Source organism: Pseudomonas sp. CF161 (assembly GCF_000416215.1).
In the GTDB taxonomy this organism is placed as follows: domain Bacteria; phylum Pseudomonadota; class Gammaproteobacteria; order Pseudomonadales; family Pseudomonadaceae; genus Aquipseudomonas.
The window spans coordinates 1-21,516 of record NZ_ATLP01000034.1; the positions used below are offsets into that span (position 1 = coordinate 1).

Sequence of the window (21,516 nt, forward strand, 5' to 3'; positions counted from 1 at the left end):
GGCCAGCGTGGTCCTGACCGGTGCCGACACGGTGCTGGCCGACGGCGCACGGCTGACCGTGCGCGCCGCCGAGCTGGGGCTGGACCCGGAGCAGACGGCCCTGGCCATGAGTCGCCCACCGCTGCGGGTATTGATCGATGGCCGCCTGCGGGTGCCGCTGGATGCGCCGTTCTTCAAGGCCGGCCCGGCGCTGGTCGCCACCTGTGTCGCCGTGGAAGAACAGTACGCCAACGGTCCGGAATGCCTGATCGTGCCCGGCGTCGACGGCCAGGTCGACCTGCACCAGTTGCTGCGCCAGCTGGCCGCCCGCGGCGTCAACGAGGTGCTGGTGGAAGCCGGTCCGAGCCTGGCCGGCGCCTTTGCCCAGCAGGGCCTGGTGGATGAGTACCAGATCTTCGTCGCCGGCAAGTTTCTCGGCTCCACGGCCCGGCCGCTGCTCGACTGGCCCCTGGCGCAGATGAGCGAGGCGCCGTTGCTGCAGATCATTGACATGCGCGCTGTCGGCGATGACTGGCGAGTCACTGCCATTCCTCGGCCGGCGACGAGCGTATAATCGCCGGCTTTCGCCGAGCGGCGGACCCGTTCTCGAGGAGGACTCCATGTTTACAGGCATCATCGAATCCATCGGCAGCATCCGTGCATTGACCCCAAAAGGCGGAGATGTGCGGGTCTACGTAGAAACCGGCAAGCTTGATCTGGCCGACGTCAAACTGGGCGACAGCATCGCGGTGAACGGCGTCTGCCTGACCGCCGTGGAATTGCCCGGCAATGGGTTCCTGGCCGATGTCAGCCGCGAAACCCTCGACTGCACCGCCATGAACGACCTCAAGACCGGCAGCCCGGTCAACCTGGAAAAAGCCCTGACCCCGACCACCCGTCTCGGCGGGCACCTGGTCAGCGGCCACGTCGACGGTGTCGGCGAAGTGGTTGCCCGGACTGAAAACGCCCGGGCCGTGGAGTTTCGCATCCGCGCTCCCAAGGAGCTGGCCAAGTACATCGCGCACAAGGGCTCGATCACCGTCGACGGCACCAGCCTGACCGTGAACGCCGTGGACGGCGCCGAGTTCCTGCTGACAATCATCCCCCACACCCTGAGCGAGACCATCATGGCTTCGTACCAGCCTGGGCGTCGGGTGAACCTGGAAGTCGACCTGCTGGCCCGTTACCTGGAGCGTCTGCTGCTGGGCGACAAGGCCGCGGAGTCGAGCCTTGCTCAAGGCCAGGGCAACATTACCGAAAGCTTTCTGGCCGCCAACGGCTACCTCAAATCCTGACCCAAGGGGGTGCCGCGTGGCGCTCAACAGCATCGAAGAACTGGTTGAAGACATCCGCCAAGGCAAGATGGTCATCCTCATGGATGACGAAGACCGCGAGAACGAAGGCGACCTGATCATGGCCGCCGAGTGCTGCAAGGCCGAACACATCAACTTCATGGCCAAGCACGCCCGTGGCCTGATCTGCATGCCCATGAGCCGCGAGCGCTGCGAACTGCTCAAGCTGCCATTGATGGCGCCGCGCAACGGCTCCGGGTTCGGCACCAAGTTCACCGTCTCCATCGAGGCCACTGAAGGCGTGACCACCGGGATCTCCGCCGCCGACCGCGCGCGTACCGTGCAGGCCGCCGCCGCCAAGGATGCCAAGGCTGAAGACATCGTCAGCCCCGGCCACATCTTCCCGCTGATGGCCCAGCCCGGCGGCACCCTGGCCCGCGCCGGCCACACCGAAGCTGCCTGCGACCTGGCGCGCATGGCCGGTTTCGAGCCAAGCGGGGTGATCTGCGAAGTGATGAACGACGACGGCACCATGTCCCGTCGCACCGAACTGGAAGCCTTCGCCGCCGAGCACAACATCAAGATCGGCACCATCGCCGACCTGATTCACTACCGGATGATCCATGAACGTACCGTTCAGCGGATTGCCGAGCAGCCGCTGGACAGCGAACTGGGCCAGTTCAACCTGGTGACCTATCGTGATTCAGTGGAAGGCGACGTGCACATGGCACTGACCCTGGGCGAGATCTGCGCCGAACAACCGACCCTGGTCCGGGTGCACAACATGGACCCGCTGCGCGACCTGCTGATGGTCAAGCAGCCCGGCCGCTGGAGCCTGCGCGCGGCCATGGCCACGGTGGCCGAGGCCGGCAGCGGCGTCGTGCTGTTGCTGGGTCACCCGCTGGATGGCGACGTACTGCTGGCGCATATCCGCGAAACCGCCGAGCACATCCCGGCGAAAAAACCGACCACCTACAGCATCGTTGGTGCCGGTTCGCAGATCCTGCGGGACCTGGGCGTACGCAAAATGCGCCTGATGAGTGCACCCATGAAGTTTAATGCGATATCCGGTTTCGACCTGGAAGTTGTAGAATACGTGCCCTCCGAATAAAGGCTGGTCGTTTCCGGCTTGAAATTCGCGGTTCAAATATCACTGAAGGGCGCGCACCGAGCGCGCTCTGGCTCTTTAAGAGATTTGTCGAATGACCCTGAAGACCATCGAAGGTACCTTCATCGCCCCTAAAGGCCGCTACGCCCTGGTGGTCGGCCGCTTCAACAGCTTCGTCGTTGAAAGCCTGGTCAGCGGTGCCGTTGACGCCCTGGTTCGCCACGGTGTGAGCGAAAGCGACATCACCCTCATCCGCGCACCTGGCGCCTTCGAGATTCCACTGGTTGCGCAGAAAGTCGCGCAGCAAAGCGAATACGCGGCAATCATCGCCCTGGGCGCGGTCATTCGTGGCGGCACCCCGCACTTCGAATACGTGGCTGGCGAATGCACCAAGGGCCTGGCCCAGGTGTCCATGGAGTTCGGCGTACCGGTTGCGTTCGGCGTGCTGACCGTTGACTCCATCGAGCAAGCCATCGAGCGTTCCGGCACCAAGGCCGGCAACAAAGGTGCTGAAGCTGCCCTGTCCGCCCTGGAAATGGTCAGCCTGCTGGCGCAGTTGGAGGCCAAGTGATTAGCGACGAAAGCGATCGTTTCAACCCGCGCGATCCGAAGCCTGCGGACGCTGGCAAGCCATCCAAGAGCGCCAAGCGCCGCGAAGCCCGTCAGCTCGCGACTCAGGCGCTGTACCAATGGCACATGGCCAAGCACTCGCTGAACGAGATCGAAGCGCAGTTTCGGGTCGACAACGATTTCACCGACATCGACGGTGCCTACTTCCGCGAGATCCTTCACGGAGTTCCAGCCCACAAGGGTGAGATCGACAGCGCTCTCGTGCCTTGCCTGGACATCACCATCGACGAGTTGGACCCGGTCGAGCTGGCGGTCCTGCGCCTCTCCACCTGGGAACTGCTCAAGCGCGTCGACGTGCCATACCGCGTGGTGATCAACGAAGGTATCGAGCTGGCCAAGGTTTTCGGTTCCACCGACGGCCACAAGTTCGTCAACGGCGTGCTCGACAAACTGGCCCCACGCTTGCGTGAAGCTGAAGTGAAGGCGTTCAAGCGCTGATTCGCGCTTGCAGCTGCCATGGGCGAGTTTGAGCTGATCCGTAACTTCTTCGCTGCCGCGCCTTGTGCGCAGGGCGGCGAGGGCGTTGCACTGGGGATCGGCGACGACTGCGCCTTGCTGGCCGTGCCGTTTGGCGAGCAACTGGCAGTGTCCACCGATACCCTGGTGGCCGGCGTGCATTTTGCCGACCCCTGTGACCCCTTTCTGCTCGGCCAGCGTTCGCTGGCGGTGGCAGTCAGCGACCTGGCAGCCATGGGCGCCAGTCCCCTTGCCTTTACCCTTGCCCTGACACTGCCGACGGTCGACGCCGATTGGCTGCAACGCTATGCCCGTGGCTTGAATGCCATGGCGCAGAGCTGTGGGGTGCGCTTGGTGGGCGGCGACACCACCCGTGGTCCGCTGGCGCTGACCCTGACCGTCTTCGGCCGGGTTCCGGTCGGCCAGGCCCTGACCCGCAGCGGCGCGCAACCTGGCGACCTGCTGTGCGTCGGCGGCGAGTTGGGCAATGCCGCCGGGGCCTTGCCCCTGGTGCTGGGCCAGCGCAGCGCCGAACCGGCCATCGCCGAGGCGCTGCTGGCTCACTACTGGTCGCCGCAACCGCAGTTGGCCCTGGGCCAGGCACTGCGGGGCAAGGCCAGCGCGGCGTTGGATATTTCCGATGGGCTGCTGGCCGATTGCGGGCACATTGCCCTGGCTTCAGCTGTCGGCTTGCTGATCGAAAGTGAAAAGCTGCCGATGTCCCGGGCATTGCTGGGCTTTCTCGGTGAGAATGCCGCCCGGGTTGCCGCCCTCAGTGGCGGTGACGATTATGTGCTGGCGTTCACTCTGCCCCCCGCCGAGCTGCCGCCGTTGCTGGCTGACGGCTGGCCGGTGCACGCGGTCGGCCGGGTTGTGGCCGGGCAGGGCGTGACCCTGCTGGATGCCGCCGGCCAAGACATCACCCCGGGCGTCCGGGGTTATCAACATTTTCGGGAGACACCGTGACAGATCATCCCAAGCAGGTTCCGGCCGAGTTCGTGCCGCCATCGGTATGGCGCAACCCTTGGCACTTCCTGGCTTTCGGCTTTGGTTCGGGGACCTTGCCCAAGGCTCCCGGCACCTGGGGCTCGCTGGTTGCGCTACCGTTTATCCCGTTGTGGCAGATGCTGCCGGACTGGGGCTACTGGCTGATGCTCGGCATCACCATGCTGTTCGGCTTCTGGCTGTGTGGCAAAGTGGCCGACGATCTGCGGGTACACGACCACGAAGGCATCGTCTGGGACGAAATGGTCGGCATGTGGATCACCCTGTGGCTGGTGCCCGAAGGCTGGTACTGGCTGCTGGTGGGGTTCCTGATGTTCCGTTTCTTTGACATCCTCAAGCCCTGGCCGATTCGCTGGATCGACCGGCATGTGCACGGCGGCGTCGGCATCATGCTCGATGACGTGTTGGCAGGGGTCTTCGCCTGGCTGGCGATGCAAGGACTGGTGTGGTGCTTCACCTGAGGGATTAAGGCATGGCTTCTAGCCGCTGGCTGGTGGTTTTACTCTGTCTCTGGACCTGCGGGGTTCGGGCCGTGGAGCCGTCGCCGGTTCTCACCGAGATCCATCTGGCCAGCGAAGAGTGGAACGATTACACCGAAGCCGATGGCCGGGGCATGGCCTGGGATATCCTGCGGGAAGTGTTCCAGGCCGAAGGGGTCAAGCTCGAGATCCACAGCGTGCCGTACATGCGCTCGGTGGGGCTGGTGCAGCGGGCCGAGGTGGATGCCCAGGTCGGCTCCTACAAGGGCGAGGCGCCGGGGGTGATCTACCCCCGCTGGAATTACGACACCGATCACATCTATGCCCTGGGGCTGGCCTCCAATCCGGCACCGACCCTGGCGACCCTGGGCAGCTATCGGCTGGTCTGGGTACGTGGCTACAAGTACCAGGAGTACTTGCCGAATGTGCAGCGTTTCAACGAGATTCGCCGCCGTATCGGCATCCTGCCCATGCTCAGTTACAACCGCGCCGACTACTATATCGATGCCCTGACCGAGGTCGATTATGTCCTCAGCCAGGCCAAGGACCCGTCGTTGTTCAAGCGTTCGCACCTGGCGGAACTGCCGTTGTACCTGGGGTTCGCCAAAAGCGAGCGGGGCCGAGCCTTGAGCGAGATGTTCGATCGGCGCATGGAAGAGTTGGTCAAGAATGGCCGCCTGCGGGCGATTTTCGAGCGCTGGCAACAACCGTATCCGTTCGACGCGAACCTCGACGCTGTTGCCCGCTGATCAAACTTCTTGATCTTTATCACCGATAATTCAGCCTAAGCGTCTGCCGAACGCTGCTGTTACAATGCCGCCTCTGCGAATCTCCAGTCCCCATCCAGATCAGGAGCACAACGGTGCCCGTCGTTTTTGTCGCCGCTTCCAAGCTGCCAACCCCGTTTGCGCAATTCACCATGCACGGTTTTCTCGATGAAGCCACCGGTCGCGAGCACGTCGTGCTCAGCCTGGGCGACATTGCCGATGGCGCCCCGGTCCTCGGACGCCTGCACTCCGAATGCCTGACCGGTGATGCCCTGTTCAGCCAGCGCTGTGACTGCGGCTCGCAATTGGAAGCCGCGTTGCAGGCGATCGCTCGCGAAGGCCGTGGCGTTCTGTTGTACCTGCGTCAGGAAGGCCGCGGCATTGGCTTGCTGAACAAGATCCGTGCCTACGAGCTGCAAGACGGCGGCGCCGACACCGTTGAAGCCAACGAGCGCCTGGGTTTTGCCGCCGACCAGCGTGACTACGCCATTTGCCTGCCGATGCTCGAGCACCTGGGGGTCAAGTCCCTGCGCCTGATGACCAACAACCCCCGCAAGGTCAAAGCCTTGACCGAGATGGGCATCCAGGTGGCCGAGCGCGTACCGCTGCATACCGGGCACAACCCGCACAACAAACTGTACCTGGCGACCAAGGCCAGCAAGCTCGACCACATGATGGGCAACGAGCACCAGAGCGAGGCGGATCCGGCGTGACCCGGGGCCAAGTTCGGCGGCGCCTGGCAGTCAGTTGGTGGCAATACCTGGCCCTGGCCCTGTTGCCGTTGTTTGTGATCAACGCGGTGTTTGGCCAGAGCGAGGCGATTTTGCCGGTGCTGGCGATGCCGTTCTTTATCGCCGGCGTGGCCTCGATGTTTGTCAGCCTGCGCTTTTTCAATGGCTACAAGCATGCCTTGATCGCCACTCAGAAAGCCCTCGATACCCCTGAAGAACCGGCTGCCTGGATCACCCTGGCGGCCCGCCGCCGCGTGGCTTTCCTGGTGGCGGCGTTGCCGGCCTGGATCGGTGCCCTGGCGGTCTTTGTCGGTTTGGAGGCCGTGCCGCTGATGCTGCTGGCCCTGTCCACCGCGGTGCTGTTCTACCTCTACCGTATTCCTCGCCAGCTCGGCTGATGCGTTGCTGGCTGGCTGTCCTGTGGCTGCTGGCCAGCGGCTCGACGCTGGCGGTGGAGCGGGTCGTCAGCCTGGCGCCATCGCTCTCGGAAATTGTTGTCGAACTGGGCGCCGCCGATTTGCTGGTGGGGGTGCTGGATGCCGGCGAGCGTCCACCGGCGTTGCAGCACCTGCCGTCGGTGGGCCGTTATGGCCAGCTCGACATGGAGCGCCTGCTCAGCCTCAAGCCGGATTTGCTGCTGCTCTGGCCCGGCAGTGTCGGTCCGGCGCAGCGCGACCAGTTGGCGCGCCTGGGCATCCCCACTTATGTCGCCGAACCCCATGATTTCCAACAGCTGATTGCGCAGATCGCCGAGATCGGCGAACGCCTCGGCCGGCCCCTGGCCGGGCGCGAGCGGGCAGCACAGTTGAGTGCGCAGCTGGCCGGGTTGCGTCGGCGCTATCACCGGGAGCCGCCGCTGCCGGTGTTCTATCAGGTCTGGGACCAACCGCTGTACACCGTGGGCGGGCAGCAGATCATCAGCGACGCCCTGAGTGTGTGCGGGGCGCGCAATGTGTTTGCCGACCTGTCGCTGCCAGCGCCGCAGGTCAGCATCGAATCGGTGTTGCAACGCAATCCGCAGGCGATCCTGGCCACCACGCAGAGTCAGCTGGACAGCTGGAAGGCCTGGCCACAGATCGCCGCCGTGGCCCAGGGCCGTCTGTTGTTGGTGCTGGACAAGGGCCTGGAGCGACCCAGTGGGCAGATGCTGGCGGCGACTGGCAGGTTGTGCGAGCTGATCGCTCCGCAGCGTTGAGGGCTTTTTGTGGTGAGGGAGCTTGCTCCCGCTGGGCCGGGCTGGTGTTCCGGCGCACGGCAACCCCAAAACCTGGCCCGGTGATGTGTCCGATTTGGGAGTGCTGCGCACTCCAGCGGGAGCAAGCTCCCTCACCACAACGGCCTGCTGTGCAAGGGGTCGCTTGAGTTGTTCTAGAGCTCGGGGGTCCAGGTCACGCCAAACATCCAGGTCCGGCCTTCTTCGCGGTAGCCGTATTGGCTGCCTGAATAGCTGTAGAGCGAGCGGCTGTAGGTCTTGTCCAGCAGGTTGTCGAGTTTCAGGTCGAGCTTGATCTCGCGGCTCAGGGCCCAGCTGCTGCGCAGGCCGAGCAGGGCGTAGCCTGGGATCGGATCGTTGTTCGCCATGTCGTTGTAGCTGCCGCTGACGGCTTGCCAACTGGCGCCGAGCCCCAGGCGGTCGAATTGTCGATCCAGGTCCAGGCTCAAGGTGCGCCGGGCGCGGCGGTTCAGGGTGTGGCCGCTGTCACGGTCCCGAGGGTCGATCACCGCCAGCCCGAGGTTGCCCTGCCAGCCGAACAGTTCCTGCCTGAAGGCGGCCTCGAACCCGTTGATCCGCGCGGCGCCGATATTCTGCGGGCGATATTGGCTGTCAGGGGTGATCGCGTCCCGGATATCGGTGCGGTACAGCGAGGCTTCCAGGCTGCTGCTGTCGCTCAGTTGGCTGCGCCATTGCAGCTCATAAGTTTTCGAATGTTCGGGCTTGAGCTCGGGGTTGTCGTAGCCCGGGTAGTAGAGGTCGCTGAAGTTCGGCGCGCGAAAGCCTTCGCTGTAGGACAGCAGCAGCTCGTTGTCCGGGTTCAGCGGCAGGGTCACGCTGGCGCTCCAGGTGTTCTGGCTGCCGTACTGCTGGTTCTGGTCCCGGCGCAGGCCCAGCTCCGTCGAGAAACCCTCGCCCTGAAAGCGGTGCTGGATAAAGGCCGCGCGGTTCCAGCGGCTGTCCTCGGCGAAGGCGGTGCTGGTGTTGAGATGATCCTCGTACCAGTCCGCGCCCAGGATCAGGCTGTTCTGCTGGTCCAGGCGCAGGTCGTTCTGCCAGTTGAGCGAGTTGCGGTAGGTGTTGAACGTGCTGCGTTCGTCACTCAGCTTGTCGCCTTTGAAATCACGGTTTTCGACATGCCCAAACTCGACCCGCGAGTGCCAGTTTTCAGTAACGGCGCTGTCGAGGTAGCTGCCGAGGCTGCTGAGGTTGAAGTCGGTGTAGGGCTGCTGTTGCGGGCCGAAGGGGTTGTCGTACGCACTTTTGCCGCGGCTATCCAGAAGGTTCAGGCCCACTTCAGTCGCATCGCTCAAGGCGTGGCTGAGGGTCAGGCTCAGGGATTTGTTGCGGTAGGTATCGTGGTCGGCGTCGGCCGGGAACGAGGGGCCGGTCGAGTCGATGCCGGCAGTCTCATCCAGGCTGGCACCGAGGCTGAAGCGCGTCTGCTGGTCGCCGCCGGACAGCCCCAGGCTGCGCTCCCAGCTTTGATTGCTGCCAAACCCCAGGTGCAGGCGCGGTTGCAGCCCCGCCTCGGTGCCGCGCCGGGTAAAAATCTGGATCACCCCGCCAATCGCGTCGCTGCCATAGATCACCGAACGTGAGCCGCGCAGCACTTCCACCCGTTCGATCTGCTCGACGTTGAGAAATTGCAGGTTGCTGTCGCCGGAGCTGGAGCTGCTGATGCGCTGGCCGTCGACCAGCACCAGGCTCTGCGCGGAATTGGTGCCGCGAATCAGGATATTGGGCAGGCTGGCCCGACCGCCGCCGGGCGCCACCTGGACCCCGGGCACGCGCTGCAGCAAGTCGGTCAGGCTGGTGGGTTGCAGGCGCTCGATGTCGTCGCGGGTAAACACCGTATTGGCGGCGCTGCTGTCGTTGCGCGCCTGGACCTGGCGGTTGGCGCTGATCAGCATGTCCGGCAGTTTCAGGGCCTGGTCACGATCGGGGGTGGCGGCCAGCATGTCGGCGCCGGGCAGTAGCAGCAGGGGCAGGGCGAGGGGCGAGAGTTTCATGGCGTTGCGCCGATGGCTCCTTGAACAGAGGGTGGGGCAGCCTGCTCTCGTGACGGGGGAGCAAGCTCCCCGCCACGAGAGCGGAGCTTGATCAGTGCCGAATCACAGCCCCATCAACTGCAGGCGCTGGCGCACCGAAGCTTCGATGCCGGCTTGATCCAGGCCACATTCGGCCAGCATCTGCGCCGGTTTGGCGTGTTCGACATAGGCGTCGGGCAGGCCCAGGTGCAGCATCGACTTGAGGATGTTTTCCCGGGCCAGGAATTCACTGACCGCACCACCGGCGCCGCCCATGATGGCGTTCTCCTCGATGGTCACCAGCAGCTCGTGGCTGCCGGCGATCTCGCGGACCAGGGCTTCATCCAGGGGTTTGACGAAACGCATGTCGACCACGGTGGCGTCCAGGGTTTCGGCAACTTGCAAGGCTTCGGCCAATTGCACGCCGAACACCAGCAAGGCCACCTTGCTGCCCTGGCGGCGAATCACGCCCTTGCCGATCTCGATCGGCTCCAGGTCTTTGTCGATCGGTGCATTCGGGCCGGTGCCCCGTGGGTAGCGCACAGCCGCCGGGCCGTTGTACAGGTGGCCGGTGCTGAGCATCTTGCGCAGTTCGTTTTCGTCGCTCGGGGTCATCACCAGCATGCCGGGGATGCAGCGCAGGAACGACAGGTCGAAGCTGCCGGCGTGGGTCGGCCCGTCTTCGCCCACCAAGCCGGCGCGGTCGATGGCGAACAGCACATCGAGGTTCTGCACCGCCACATCGTGGATCAACTGGTCATAGCCGCGCTGGAGGAAGGTCGAATAAATCGCCACCACCGGCTTCGCGCCTTCGCAGGCCATGCCCGCTGCCAGGGTCACCGCGTGTTGCTCGGCAATCGCCACGTCGAAGTAGCGCAGCGGGAAACGTTCGCTGAAGGCCACCAGGTCGGAGCCTTCCTTCATCGCCGGGGTAATGCCCACCAGGCGCGGGTCGGCGGCCGCCATGTCGCATAGCCATTCGCCGAATACGCCGGAATATTTCGGGCCGGTGGATTTCTTCGGCGTAGCGGCCGGGGCATCCAGGGGTTCGAGCTTGGTGATGGCGTGGTAGCCGATCGGGTCGACTTCCGCCGGGGCGAAGCCCTTGCCCTTCTTGGTCACCACGTGCAGGAACTGCGGGCCCTTGAGATCGCGCATGTTGCGCAGGGTGGCAATCAAGGTCGGCAGGTCATGGCCGTCGATGGGGCCGATGTAGTTCCAGCCCAGTTCTTCGAACAGGGTCCCGGGAACCAGCATGCCCTTGGCATATTCTTCGGTGCGACGGGCGATTTCCCAGGCCCCGGGCAGGCGCGACAGGACCTTCTTGCTGCCCTCGCGCATGCTGGCGTAGGTGCGGCTGGAGAGGATCTTGGCCAGGTAATTGGACAGGCCGCCGACATTGCGCGAGATCGACATGTCGTTGTCGTTGAGGATTACCAGCATGTTGGCGTCGACTTCCGGCGCGTGGTTCAGCGCCTCGAAAGCCATGCCCGCAGTCAGGGCGCCGTCGCCGATCACCGCGATGGCCTTGCGATCGCTGTTCTGCAGGCGGGCGGCGATGGCCATGCCCAGCGCGGCGCTGATCGACGTGCTGGAGTGACCGACGCCAAAGGTGTCGTACTCGCTCTCGGAGCGCCGCGGGAAGGCGGCCAGGCCGTCTTTCTGGCGCAGGCTGGCCATGCGCTCGCGACGACCGGTCAGGATCTTGTGCGGATAAGCCTGGTGACCCACGTCCCACACCAGCCGGTCGTCCGGGGTGTCGAACACGTAATGCAGCGCGATGGTCAGTTCGATCACGCCCAGGCCGGCGCCGAAGTGCCCACCGGTCTGGCCGACCGTGTAGAGCAATTCCAGGCGCAACTCATCGGCCAGGGTTTCCAGCTCGGCTTCGCCTAACCGACGAAGGCCCGCCGGCGTGTCGGCACGGTCGAGCAAAGGCGTGGTCGGGCGTTTGCGGGGAATCTCATGAAACGTCGTGGGCATCAGGCGAATCGTTATAGGTATAGAAGAGGCGGCAGTTTACCTGATGCATCGCATGCTGCCCACGCAGAGCGCGGAACTTGGCTGATATGCACTCGGAACTGTCTGAGCGCCTGCTCACGATTTAGCCACTGACGCTCAGGCAGGGTAAATGCCTGGGAACACGCTATTCAGTGCCCTAAATGAGCGTTTCGACGCCATTTTTAGCGCCGCCTGGGCTCAGTGCAGCAGATCGTGAGCAGGTTCCGAGGTCGATCAGCTGCGCCGTTCGACGATGTACCGGGCCAACTCCCGCAGGGGCTCGGCTGCCGCGTCAAAGGGTCGCAGCGCATGCAGCGCCTGGTCGCGCAGTTCCAGGGCGTACTCCTTGGCCGCCTCCAACCCCAGCAGCGACGGGTAAGTCGGCTTGTCGCGGGCAATATCGGCGCCCTGGCGTTTGCCCAGGGTGGCGGTATCGCTTTCGACGTCGAGGATGTCGTCCTGCACCTGGAACGCCAGGCCGATGGCCTGGGCGTAGTTCTGCAGGGACTTGAGTTCGTCTTTCTCGGCCTTGCCGCTGGCCAGGGCGCCGAGCTTGACGCTGGCTTCGATCAGGGCGCCGGTCTTGTGCCGGTGCATGTATTCCAGGGCTTTCTGGTCCAGCTTGAGGCCGACCGAACCGAGGTCGATCGCCTGCCCGCCGACCATGCCTGCCGGGCCTGCCGCCAGGGCCAGGGCGCTGACCATCTGCAGGCGGATCTCGGCGCTCGAATCGCTCAGGCGCGGGTCGAGCAGGGCGCTGAAGGCCAGGCTCTGCAAGCCGTCGCCGGCAAGAATTGCGCAGGCTTCGTCGAAGGCCTTATGGGTGGTGGGCTGGCCGCGACGCAGGTCGTCGTCGTCCATCGCCGGCAAATCGTCGTGCACCAGGGAATAAGCGTGAATCAGTTCCACCGCACAGGCCGCGCCGTTGGCTTGCCCAGGCTGGCCGCCGAGGGCTTCACAGGCCGCGTAGGCCAGCAGCGGGCGCACGCGTTTGCCGCCATTCATCACGCTGTAGCGCATGGCTTCGTAGAGCCGCGACAACTCAGGGCTTGGTGCGACGAACAGGGTTTGCAGGGCTTCATTGACCCGGGCCTGACTGCTGGCCTGATAGGCGGCAATCATTCGGGTTGTTCCGCATCGAAAGGTTGTTCCGCCAGTTCGCCATCGCGCTCCAGCAGGATCTGGACTTTTTGTTCGGCCTGGGCCAGGGCGGCCTGGCAATCACGGGTCAGGCCGATGCCTTGTTCAAAGGCGGTCAACGAGTCTTCCAGCGACAGCTCGCCGTTCTCCAGCCGCTCGACCAGCGTTTGCAGGTCAGCGAGGGATTGTTCGAAATCTAGGGCAGCTTTTTTGCGGGCCATGGCGGCTATCTCGGTTGACGTTAAACCGGCGCGACACTAGCAGACAGAGGGGTTTCGGGCAAATCGACAGGCCCCGCCGCGACAGGTTCCAGGCCGCCGCCGGGCGGTGTAGTGCCGGCTCGATTGCTGGGAGCCGGCTGAAGGGGGCGGGGGGATCAGAAGTCGTATTTGAGGCTGGTCATGATATTGCGCGGTGCACCGTACACGCTCCAGTTGTCGGCGTAGGTGTAATAGGTGCGGTCGAACAGGTTGTTGACGTTAAGCGAGCGCCTGTACCGCGGTGAAATCCTCATCAGCGCCGTGGGCCAAATCGGCGGCATCGCTGCTGTTGCCGAGCTTTTTATTCAGCCAGGCACGGATCCAGCCGTGATGCGCCTGATAAAGCCAGCCGACATCGAGCTGAGAAGGGGGCCGGGGTATGGCATGACAACCCATGGGCGAGCGGGCAAATGCCAGAATAGGCGTGAGGTAGTGCGACTGCCGGCTGAATCGGTGATATCACCTTGAAGTCATTGCTCCGGCTCATTGACGATTACCTCGCAAAAAGCCTTTTCCCCAATTGTGTAACCGCCTGTGAGTCGATAATCTGCGGGCCTTTCCGGCGCCCTTTTTAAAGGGCCCTCTCTGACGATTCTTTGCTGCGCCGCGGATCTGGCGCCAGGGTTTTCCCATGCATGGCAGGAAGCACAACATGCGCCGGTTCTGGTCACTGCTGAGCGTCCTGCTCTGGGCGTCATGCGCGTGGTCCGAACCCTCCGCCGAACTCCAGGAACCGCTCGCCGGCTGGCGTTATTCCGGCTTGCTCGACCGCAGCGAAAACCCTCAGGTCGCTTACCCCACGCCCCCCATCGATCGCGGCATCCAGCGCAATCGGACGATGATCGAGGGCCAGATCAAGGCCATGGGGCATCTGCGTCAGCCCCACAGCCTGTCGGTCAACGGCAACCCACTGAACCTGTACACCGACGAGCAGGGCCGTTTCGGCCGGCCCTATGCCTTTGGCGCGGGCTCCAACAGCGTCGAGGTGCGCAGCTCCGAGGGCAAATCCCTCAAGCGCGTGCAGTTCTACGAGGCTAATACCAGCAAGACGCCGGCGCGGATCCGCGTGGTGCTGGGGTGGGACGACCCCAAGGCCGAGCTGGACATGCACATCGTCACCCCCGACGGCCAGCATGCGTTCTTCGGCCACCCGGGCCTGACCAATGGCGGCGGCCTCGACCCGGATGGCGTCGACGGCCCGGGCCCGGAAATGTTCACCATGACCGCGCCGCTGCATGGCACTTATCTGATTTACGTCAACTACTGGGGCAACTTCGGCAGTGGCGGCTATAACTTCGACGCGGGCAGCAATCAGAACGAAGTGATCACCTCGCAGATCAACCTGGTGCTCAACGAAAACACCGTCAACGAGAAACGCGAAACCTTTATCGTGCCCATGCGCGCGATTGGCGACCTGTTGCTGGTCAAGACTTTCAACTACTGAACATCCCGTTCCACGGATGAATTGGGCTTTGCGAATCATGAGCGAAAACACTGCTTCCCCGGCTGCTGGCGTGCCAGGCACGCAACAACCCTCCAGCAAACGGCGTTGGCCGGCCCTGGCGCTTGGCCTGTGCCTGGTGGCCGCCGCAGCCGGTGGCATGGGCTGGTTTTTCCATAAGTCCAAAGCCCCGGTGGCGGAACTGGCCGGGGAAAAGCTCGGCCTCAGCCGGCCCGATGGCCTGCTCGAAACCCACTCCCTGAGCCAACTGCCCAAGGACTTGCTGGCGGTGCCGTTCCTGCGCGAAACCCTGACCGAGGATTTCGTCTTCTATTACGAGTCCCACGCCGATCGTCTCGGCCTGATCGGCAGCCTGCGGCGAATCGTCTACGAACATGACTTGAAGCTGCAGGACAGCCTGATCGAGGAACTCTTCGACCAGCCGGCGGATGTGGCCCTGTGGCGCACCCCCGATGGCCGGCTCAAGGACTTCCTGCTGGTGATGGACCGGGGTGGCCTGGCCAAGCTGCTGGAACCCCTGGCCAAGGTGGCGCTGGATGACACGCAACTGAGCAAGATCGGCGACCTGAAAGTGGCCGGCGACGACGTGGCGCTCTATCAACTGACGTTCAATGCCGGCAGGTCCCTGGTGTTCGCCTCCCATGGCGACAAGCTGGTGGTGCTGTCCAACCCCAGCAAACTCTACGACCCGGGCAGCGGCCCGAGCGACGAGCCGGGGCATGTCTCGAGCACCTCCCTGGAAGCCCTGCTCAAGGGTGACAAGCTGTTCCCCGAAGCCTTCGGCCTGCAAGCGCGCGCGCCGGAGATCAAGCAGCGGCTGACGGTCAATGCCAGCGTGCTGGCCATGGGTTACCAGCGGTTTATTCCGAACTTCGCCGGCCTGCGCTTTGATATGGACGAGCAGGGCTGGCACAGCTTCCTGGCCATGGAAGAGCAGGAAAACCAGCCGGACTTCGACTTCAAGCCGATCTGGCAAGCCATGCCCATGGGCGCCAGTGCCTGCGTGGCCTTGCCGCTGGCAGCCGAGCAGCAGCAACCGTTGCTGGTGAAACTGGGCGCCGAGGCCTCGGTGGCCAAGGCCCTGACCGAGCACATGGCCGGTGCGGCCGGGTTGTGCTGGTATGCCGATTCGCGGTTGTACACGCCGCTGCTGGTGGCCAGCCTCAAGGACCAGGACAGCGCCAAGCTCGACGCGGAACTGGGTACGCTGTTCGGCTCGATGGTTGGCGCCAACGAGCCCAATGTGCCGGAGCGGATTTTCCCGGTGACCGAGCAGCAGAAGGGCGACAGCCACCAGTGGCTGCGCCAGGTCAGTTCCAACTTCGGGCAGTACTCGGCCCGGGACGCCAAGGACCCCCAGGCCATTTCCGGCAGGGCCTTCCTCCAGGTCAGCCTGGCGCGGCACGGTTCGACCCTGCTGTTCTCCCTTGACGACAAGCTGGTGGACAAGGCCCTGGGCACCCTCGACAAACGCTTCCCGCCCCTGGCCGATGTCGTGCCCAAGGACGTGCTGGTGCCGGTCTACCTCGGCCCGGATTCCCTGGCGCAACTGATGCAACAGGAAACCTTCGACAGCCTGCCGCAAGACATGGAGCCGGTGTTCAACAACGCCGCGCAAACCTACCTGGTGCCCAAGCTGCGCAAACTCGGCAGCTACGGCAAGTACGCCCTGACCCTGCCCGAGGGCACTGAGCCGGATGGCCATTGGCAATGGCTGCCCCTGCAATGGCGTGCGCTGTGATCGCGTTGCGCAGAAGCCTGGGCGGTTGCTGGCTGGCGCTGTGGCTGCTGGGCAGCGCGGCCCAGGCGGCCTCGGCACCGGCGCCGGCCCTGGACGCCCAGCAGTCCCAGGTGTTTCGCGCCTGGTTCGTGCGCATCGCCCAGGAACAGCTGACCCAGGGCCCGAGCCCGCGCTGGTATCAACAGGACTGTGCCGGGCTGGTGCGTTTTGCCGCCAACGAAGCGCTCAAAGTGCATGACGGCAAATGGCTGCGCAGCAATGGCATCTCCAACCGCTACCTGCCGCCCGAGCTGGAATTGAGCGAGGCGCAACGCAGCCTGGCCCAGCAATGGCAGCAGGGCGGCGGCAAGGTCGGCCCTTACGTCAATGCGATCAAGCTGATCCAGTTCAACAGCCATTTGGTTGGCCGTGACCTGGCCCAGGCGCGCCCCGGCGACCTGATGTTTTTCGATCAGGGCGACGACCAGCACCTGATGATCTGGATGGGCCGCAACATCGCCTATCACACCGGCACCACCACCCCCACCGACAACGGCATGCGCTCGGCTAGCGTGCAGCAACTGATGACATGGAAGGACACCCGATGGATACCCGACTCAGCCAACCCCAACTTCATCGGCGTCTATCGACTGAACTTCCTCACCCAATGAGCGAATCGCGTATGCCCCGTTTCCTGTTTCGCCTGAGCCTGTTGCTGGCCCTTTGCGTGCCGGTGTCCCTGGCCAATGCTGAAGACACGGTGTTGTCCAGCAACTACACGCCGGTGTCCGGCGAGAGCTTCTTCCTGCTGGCCGACAGCAGCTTTGCCAGCGACGAGCAGGCCATGGTGCGCCTCGAAGCGCCGGGCCGCGATTACCGGCGCTACCGCATGGAACCCTACGGCGGCGCGGACATCCGGGTGTACCGGATCAACCAGCCGCTGGACTTTCTCAAGCGCCAGAAAAACCTGCACCGGGTGGTCAGCGATGGCCAGTTCAAGGGCGAGGGCCTGTCCAACACCACCGCCTACCTGTGGGACAACTGGTACCGCAAGTCGCGCCGGGTGATGCAGCGCGCGTTCTCCTACGAGTCGCGCAAGCAGGTGATCGACGAAGTGCCGGAACTGCGCATGGGCAACTCGATGCTGGTGCCGACCAAGTTTGATGCGCCGCCGCAATTCGCGTTGATCAAGGGCCTGCCGCTGGTGACGCAGTTCCGCTACCCGCTGTGGGAAGCCAAGCCGATCCAGCCACCGGCCGGGGTCAACCTGGCGGGTTCCTCCAGCGAGTTCGTCAGCGTCGCGCCGGGTAACGTCTATATCCCGCTGGGCAACCTCAAGCCGGGCCTGTACCTGGTGGAAGCGCTGGTGGGCAAGTACCGGGCGACCACCATGGTCTTTGTCTCCAACACCGTGGCCGTGAGCAAGATCGCCGGCGATGAGCTGCTGGTCTGGGCCGCGCGCAAGCATGAAGGCAGCTCGGTGCCCAAGGTCAATGTGCTGTGGACCGACGGCCTGGGCGTGATGAGCAGCGGCGCCACCGATGCCGATGGCCTGCTGCGCCTGAAGCACGTCAGCCCGGAACGCTCCTACGTGATTGGCGAGGACGAAGAGGGCGGGGTGTTTGTCTCGGAAAACTTCTACTACGACAGCGAAATCTACGACACCAAGCTCTACGCCTTTACCGATCGGCCGCTGTACCGGCCGGGGGATTGGGTGTCGCTGAAAATCGTCGGCCGTGAATTCAAGAACGCCCGTGACTCGGTGCAGCCCGGTGCCTCGCCAGTCAATGTCACGGTGCTCGATGCCACAGGCACCGCCCTGCAGTCCCTGAGTTTGAACCTGGACTCCAAGGCCGGCACCCAAGGCCGCTTCCAGCTGCCGGACAATGCCGTAGCCGGCGGTTATGAACTGCGTTTCAGCTACAAGGACCAGGTCTACAGCAGCGCCTTCCGCGTGGCTGAATACATCAAGCCGCACTTTGAAATCTCCCTGGCCCTGGCCAAGCAGGACTTCAAGACCAACGAACCGATCAAGGGCAGCCTGGTGCTGCTGTACCCGGACGGCAAGCCGGTGGCCAACGCCAAGGTGCAGCTGGGCCTGCGCTCCCAGCAGCTGTCGATGGTGGACAACGAATTGCAGTACATGGGCCAGTTCCCGATCGAGCTGACCAGCACCGAACTGACCACTGACGCCAAAGGCACCGCGACCCTCGACCTGCCGGCCGCCGACAAGCCGAGTCGCTACATGCTGACCGTGTTTGCCAGCGATGGCGCGGCGTACCGGGTCAAGACCACCAAGGAAATCCTCATCGAGCGCGGCGCGGCCAGCTTCAGCCTGAGCGCGCCCCAGCGTTTCAGCGCGGTGGGCGAGAAGGTGCAATTCAGCTACGCCAGCGAAAGCAGCACCGAACAAGGCAAGAGCCTCAAGCCCAACCGCTACAGCTGGGTGCGCCTGGAAGACCAGAGCACCGGCGAAGGCAAGCTGGCCGCGGCGGACAAGGGCTTTGCCCTGAGTTTCGAGCGTCCGGGCACCTACAACCTGACCCTGAAAGACGAGCACGATCGCGTGCTGGGCGGCACCGGCCATGCGGTCACCGGCGACGGCGTCAAATCGGTGCCGGGCACCGTGGAAATCGTCCTCGACAAGCCGGAGTACAAGGCCGGCGATGAAGCGCTGGCGCTGATCACCTTCCCCGAGCCGGTCAACGATGCGTTGCTGTCCCTGGAGCGGGACAAGGTCGAGTCCACCGCGCTACTGTCCAAGGGCGGCGACTGGCTCAAGGTGGAAAAACTCAGCGCGACCCAGTACCGCGCGCGGGTCCCGGTCAAAGGCAACTTTGCGCCGAACCTGACCTTTTCCGTGCTCTACACCAAGGGTGGCGAATACAGCTTCCAGAACGCCGGGATCAAGGTCATCACGCCGCAGATCGACGTGGCAGTGGCGACGGACAAAGACAGCTACCAGCCCGGCGAAACCGTGACCGTGGACCTCAGCACCCAGTTCGCCGGCAAGCCGATTCCGGCGCACCTGACGGTCAGCGTGGTCGACGAAATGGTCTACGCGCTGCAACCGGAAGTGGCCCCGACCATCGACCAGTTCTTCTACCACCCGCGCCGCAACAACGTGCGCACCAGCGCCAGCCTGTCGTTTATCAGTTATGACGTGGCGTTGCCGGGCACCCCGGCGGCACCGGGCAAGGCCAACCGCAGCGAACGTGGGGTCAAGGTGCTGGAGCGGCCGCGCCGCGAAGATGTCGACACCGCCGCCTGGCAGCCGGAGCTGCTGACCGATGCCAGCGGCAAGGTCCGTTTCACCTTCCGCATGCCGGATTCCCTGACCCGCTGGCGGATCACCGCGCGCGCCATTGCCGATGACGGCCAGGTCGGGCAGAAGAAGCAGTTCGTGCGTTCCGACAAGGCGCTGTACCTGAAGTGGAGCGGGCCGACCCGTTTCCGCAGCGGCGACCACCCGGACCTCGGGGTCTTTGCCTTCAGCCAGGCCGAACAACCGGTCAAGGCCGAACTGGTGATCCATTACGCCGGGGAAACCCAGCGCCTGCCCCTGACCCTGAACAAGGGCATCAACTACGTGGCCCTGCCGGCCATCGCCGTGGGCAATGGCGATTGGACCGCCGAGCTGGTGCAGGGCGGCAAAGCCGTGGACACGCTGGCGGTGCGCCTGAGCAGTGACGCTGCCGGCTGGCAAGTGGCGCAGACCCAGAGCCTGGACGTGGCCAATGGCGATACCGCGCTGAACCTGCCGGCTGACGCCAGCAACCTGCGCCTGCACCTGGACGACAGCCCGCAAGCCTTGTTCCGCTCGGTGCTGGACGACCTGCTGGGCTACCCCTACGGCGGTGTCGAGCAGACCGCCAGCCAGTTGTTGCCCCTGAGCGTGGCGTACCCGGCGTTGTCCGCCAACCCGCAGGTCCGCGATCGCTTGCGCCTGATGCTGCAAAACAGCCGCTTGCGCCTGGTGCAGATGGCCGGTCCCGAAGCCACCTTCACCTGGTGGGGGGGCGACGCCGATGCCGACGCCTTCCTCACCGCCTACGCCTATTACGCCGACTGGCACGCGAGCAAGGTGCTGCAACTGAACCTGCCGCCGGAGCATTGGCAGCGGGTGCTGGAGGTCTACTCGAAAGAGGCCGGCAACACCCCGTTGCTGCAACGGGCGCTGATCCTGTCGTTCGCCCGGCAGATGCAGTTGCCGGTCAACACCCTGGTCAGCGGCCTGATGGATGACCTGGCCAAGGCCGGTGCCGGTTATGCCGACGACGAGCGCGACGGCGACGACAGCCTGGTGATGAATGATCCGGACTCGGCCCTTGGCCTGGCCGCCGCCCGGGTGCTGGCCGCCGGTCTGGCCCGTGACCTCAAGGTCACGCCACCGCCGGCGTTCGCCGCGCAGCTTGAGGAGGCGCGGCAACGCCTGGACGTCAGCTCGGCGCCATTCACCGAAGCCCTGAACCTGTCGCTGCAACCCTTCGATGCCGCTCGCGCCCAGGCCTTGCTACAACGCCTGCGCTTGCCGCAATCGACCCTGGAACGCGCCCTGGCCCTGACCTGGCTGCAACGCAGCGTCGAGCAGGCCGCTCCGGCAGTGGCGCTGAAACCTGGGCCGGGCTGGCAACAGCAGCAGGGCGCCAGCGGTGAAACCTTCTGGCAGTGGCAAGGCCCGCAAGTGCCTGGCGTGCTGTCGCTGACCGGGGCCGAGGAGCGTCCGCTGCGGGCCTCCCTGAGTTACCTGAGCAAGCAGCCGGCCGCCGCCGCACTGCCGGTGACCATCAGCCGCCGTCTGCTGCGCCTGGTGCCGGGTGACGAAAGCTTCACCTTCAAGCTGGAAGCGGTGGGCAACAAGCCGATTGCCAGTGATGGCCTGTACCTGGACGAAGTGATCATCGCCAACCAGGGCGGCAAGCCGCTGCCTTACGGCATGCTCGAAGTGCCGCTGCCACCGGGCGCCGATGTCGAGCGCACCACCTGGGGCATCAAGCTGGCAGGGCTGGCCGGTGCCGAGGCGTCGTCCCTGGAGAAGGCCCGTTTCGAACCGGGGCAGATGGCCTATGCCGTGCCCCTGGAAGTGCTGGGCGAAAAAAGCGAAGTGCGCCTGCGGCACCTGATCCGCTTCTCGCAAAAGGGTCAGTTCAATCTGCCGGCGGCGCGTTACTTCCAGGTCTATGCCCCCGAGCATCAGGCGGCGGAGCAGAAGCCGGCGCTGGGTCAGGTCACGGTCAAATAAC

General features: G+C 64.5%; 20 protein-coding genes. 15 read left to right on the forward strand and 5 right to left on the reverse strand.

Annotation, left to right across the window (positions count from 1 at the left end):
• The 11 genes from CF161_RS03665 to CF161_RS03715 form a co-directional block, all read left to right on the forward strand.
• A partial coding sequence (locus tag CF161_RS03665; RefSeq protein WP_020295212.1) for a RibD family protein occupies positions 1 to 553 on the forward strand: 553 nt, incomplete at its 5' end.
• Positions 554 to 599: 46 nt separating this feature from the next.
• Entirely contained in the window at positions 600 to 1,274 is a 675-nt protein-coding gene (locus CF161_RS03670) for a riboflavin synthase (RefSeq protein WP_020295213.1), read from the forward strand.
• A gap of 16 nt (positions 1,275 to 1,290) precedes the next feature.
• The gene (gene ribBA / locus CF161_RS03675) at positions 1,291 to 2,382 is read left to right on the forward strand and encodes a bifunctional 3,4-dihydroxy-2-butanone-4-phosphate synthase/GTP cyclohydrolase II (RefSeq protein ID WP_020295214.1); all 1,092 of its coding nucleotides are present in this window, start codon (positions 1,291 to 1,293) and stop codon (positions 2,380 to 2,382) included.
• A gap of 91 nt (positions 2,383 to 2,473) precedes the next feature.
• On the forward strand, positions 2,474 to 2,950 hold the full coding sequence (ribE, locus tag CF161_RS03680) for a 6,7-dimethyl-8-ribityllumazine synthase (RefSeq protein ID WP_020295215.1): 477 nt from the start codon (positions 2,474 to 2,476) through the stop codon (positions 2,948 to 2,950).
• Complete coding sequence (gene nusB, locus CF161_RS03685) at positions 2,947 to 3,447, forward strand: transcription antitermination factor NusB (protein ID WP_020295216.1); 501 nt, start codon at positions 2,947 to 2,949, stop codon at positions 3,445 to 3,447. Before ribE ends, nusB begins: the two co-directional genes overlap by 4 nt.
• 18 nt (positions 3,448 to 3,465) lie before the next feature.
• Complete coding sequence (gene thiL / locus CF161_RS03690; protein ID WP_020295217.1) at positions 3,466 to 4,431, forward strand: thiamine-phosphate kinase; 966 nt, start codon at positions 3,466 to 3,468, stop codon at positions 4,429 to 4,431.
• Positions 4,428 to 4,931: a phosphatidylglycerophosphatase A gene (locus tag CF161_RS03695; RefSeq protein WP_020295218.1), complete on the forward strand. Its 504-nt coding sequence runs from the start codon at positions 4,428 to 4,430 to the stop codon at positions 4,929 to 4,931. Before thiL ends, CF161_RS03695 begins: the two co-directional genes overlap by 4 nt.
• An 11-nt stretch (positions 4,932 to 4,942) precedes the next feature.
• Positions 4,943 to 5,698 carry an ABC transporter substrate-binding protein gene (locus CF161_RS03700; protein ID WP_043228580.1) on the forward strand — a complete coding sequence of 252 codons (756 nt, stop codon included), beginning with the start codon at positions 4,943 to 4,945 and terminating at the stop codon, positions 5,696 to 5,698.
• Positions 5,699 to 5,811: 113 nt separating this feature from the next.
• Positions 5,812 to 6,429, forward strand: coding sequence for a GTP cyclohydrolase II (gene ribA, locus CF161_RS03705; RefSeq protein WP_020295220.1), 618 nt, complete (start codon positions 5,812 to 5,814; stop codon positions 6,427 to 6,429).
• Positions 6,426 to 6,845 carry a hypothetical protein gene (locus CF161_RS03710; protein WP_020295221.1) on the forward strand — a complete coding sequence of 140 codons (420 nt, stop codon included), beginning with the start codon at positions 6,426 to 6,428 and terminating at the stop codon, positions 6,843 to 6,845. Before ribA ends, CF161_RS03710 begins: the two co-directional genes overlap by 4 nt.
• Positions 6,845 to 7,642 carry a cobalamin-binding protein gene (locus tag CF161_RS03715; protein WP_020295222.1) on the forward strand — a complete coding sequence of 266 codons (798 nt, stop codon included), beginning with the start codon at positions 6,845 to 6,847 and terminating at the stop codon, positions 7,640 to 7,642. Before CF161_RS03710 ends, CF161_RS03715 begins: the two co-directional genes overlap by 1 nt.
• Positions 7,643 to 7,815: 173 nt before the next feature.
• Here CF161_RS03715 and CF161_RS03720 read toward each other — a convergent pair whose 3' ends face one another.
• From CF161_RS03720 to CF161_RS32760, 5 genes are all read right to left on the reverse strand, one after another.
• On the reverse strand, positions 7,816 to 9,672 hold the full coding sequence (locus tag CF161_RS03720; protein WP_020295223.1) for a TonB-dependent siderophore receptor: 1,857 nt from the start codon (positions 9,670 to 9,672) through the stop codon (positions 7,816 to 7,818).
• A gap of 102 nt (positions 9,673 to 9,774) precedes the next feature.
• Positions 9,775 to 11,673: a 1-deoxy-D-xylulose-5-phosphate synthase gene (dxs, locus tag CF161_RS03725; RefSeq protein WP_020295224.1), complete on the reverse strand. Its 1,899-nt coding sequence runs from the start codon at positions 11,671 to 11,673 to the stop codon at positions 9,775 to 9,777.
• A 252-nt stretch (positions 11,674 to 11,925) separates the two neighbouring features.
• Complete coding sequence (gene ispA, locus CF161_RS03730) at positions 11,926 to 12,813, reverse strand: (2E,6E)-farnesyl diphosphate synthase (protein WP_020295225.1); 888 nt, start codon at positions 12,811 to 12,813, stop codon at positions 11,926 to 11,928.
• Positions 12,810 to 13,052 carry an exodeoxyribonuclease VII small subunit gene (locus CF161_RS03735; protein ID WP_011063724.1) on the reverse strand — a complete coding sequence of 81 codons (243 nt, stop codon included), beginning with the start codon at positions 13,050 to 13,052 and terminating at the stop codon, positions 12,810 to 12,812. Before CF161_RS03735 ends, ispA begins: the two co-directional genes overlap by 4 nt.
• Positions 13,053 to 13,207: 155 nt before the next feature.
• Positions 13,208 to 13,345, reverse strand: a complete 138-nt coding sequence (locus tag CF161_RS32760; protein WP_371106506.1) for a hypothetical protein — start codon at positions 13,343 to 13,345, stop codon at positions 13,208 to 13,210.
• Positions 13,346 to 13,743: 398 nt separating this feature from the next.
• On the opposite strand from CF161_RS32760, the gene CF161_RS03740 reads away from it, so the two are divergent.
• From CF161_RS03740 to CF161_RS03755, 4 genes are read left to right on the forward strand one after another with little or no spacing between them, the layout of a single operon-like run.
• On the forward strand, positions 13,744 to 14,535 hold the full coding sequence (locus CF161_RS03740; RefSeq protein ID WP_020295227.1) for a YfaP family protein: 792 nt from the start codon (positions 13,744 to 13,746) through the stop codon (positions 14,533 to 14,535).
• 37 nt (positions 14,536 to 14,572) lie between these two features.
• Entirely contained in the window at positions 14,573 to 16,294 is a 1,722-nt protein-coding gene (locus CF161_RS03745; RefSeq protein WP_020295228.1) for a DUF2138 domain-containing protein, read from the forward strand.
• A complete protein-coding gene (locus CF161_RS03750; RefSeq protein WP_020295229.1) occupies positions 16,279 to 16,944 on the forward strand; it encodes a DUF1175 domain-containing protein in 666 nt (221 codons plus the stop codon). The genes CF161_RS03745 and CF161_RS03750 overlap by 16 nt, the downstream gene beginning before the upstream one ends.
• The gene (locus tag CF161_RS03755) at positions 16,941 to 21,515 is read left to right on the forward strand and encodes an alpha-2-macroglobulin (protein WP_084471644.1); all 4,575 of its coding nucleotides are present in this window, start codon (positions 16,941 to 16,943) and stop codon (positions 21,513 to 21,515) included. Before CF161_RS03750 ends, CF161_RS03755 begins: the two co-directional genes overlap by 4 nt.
• Position 21,516 lies beyond the last annotated feature (1 nt).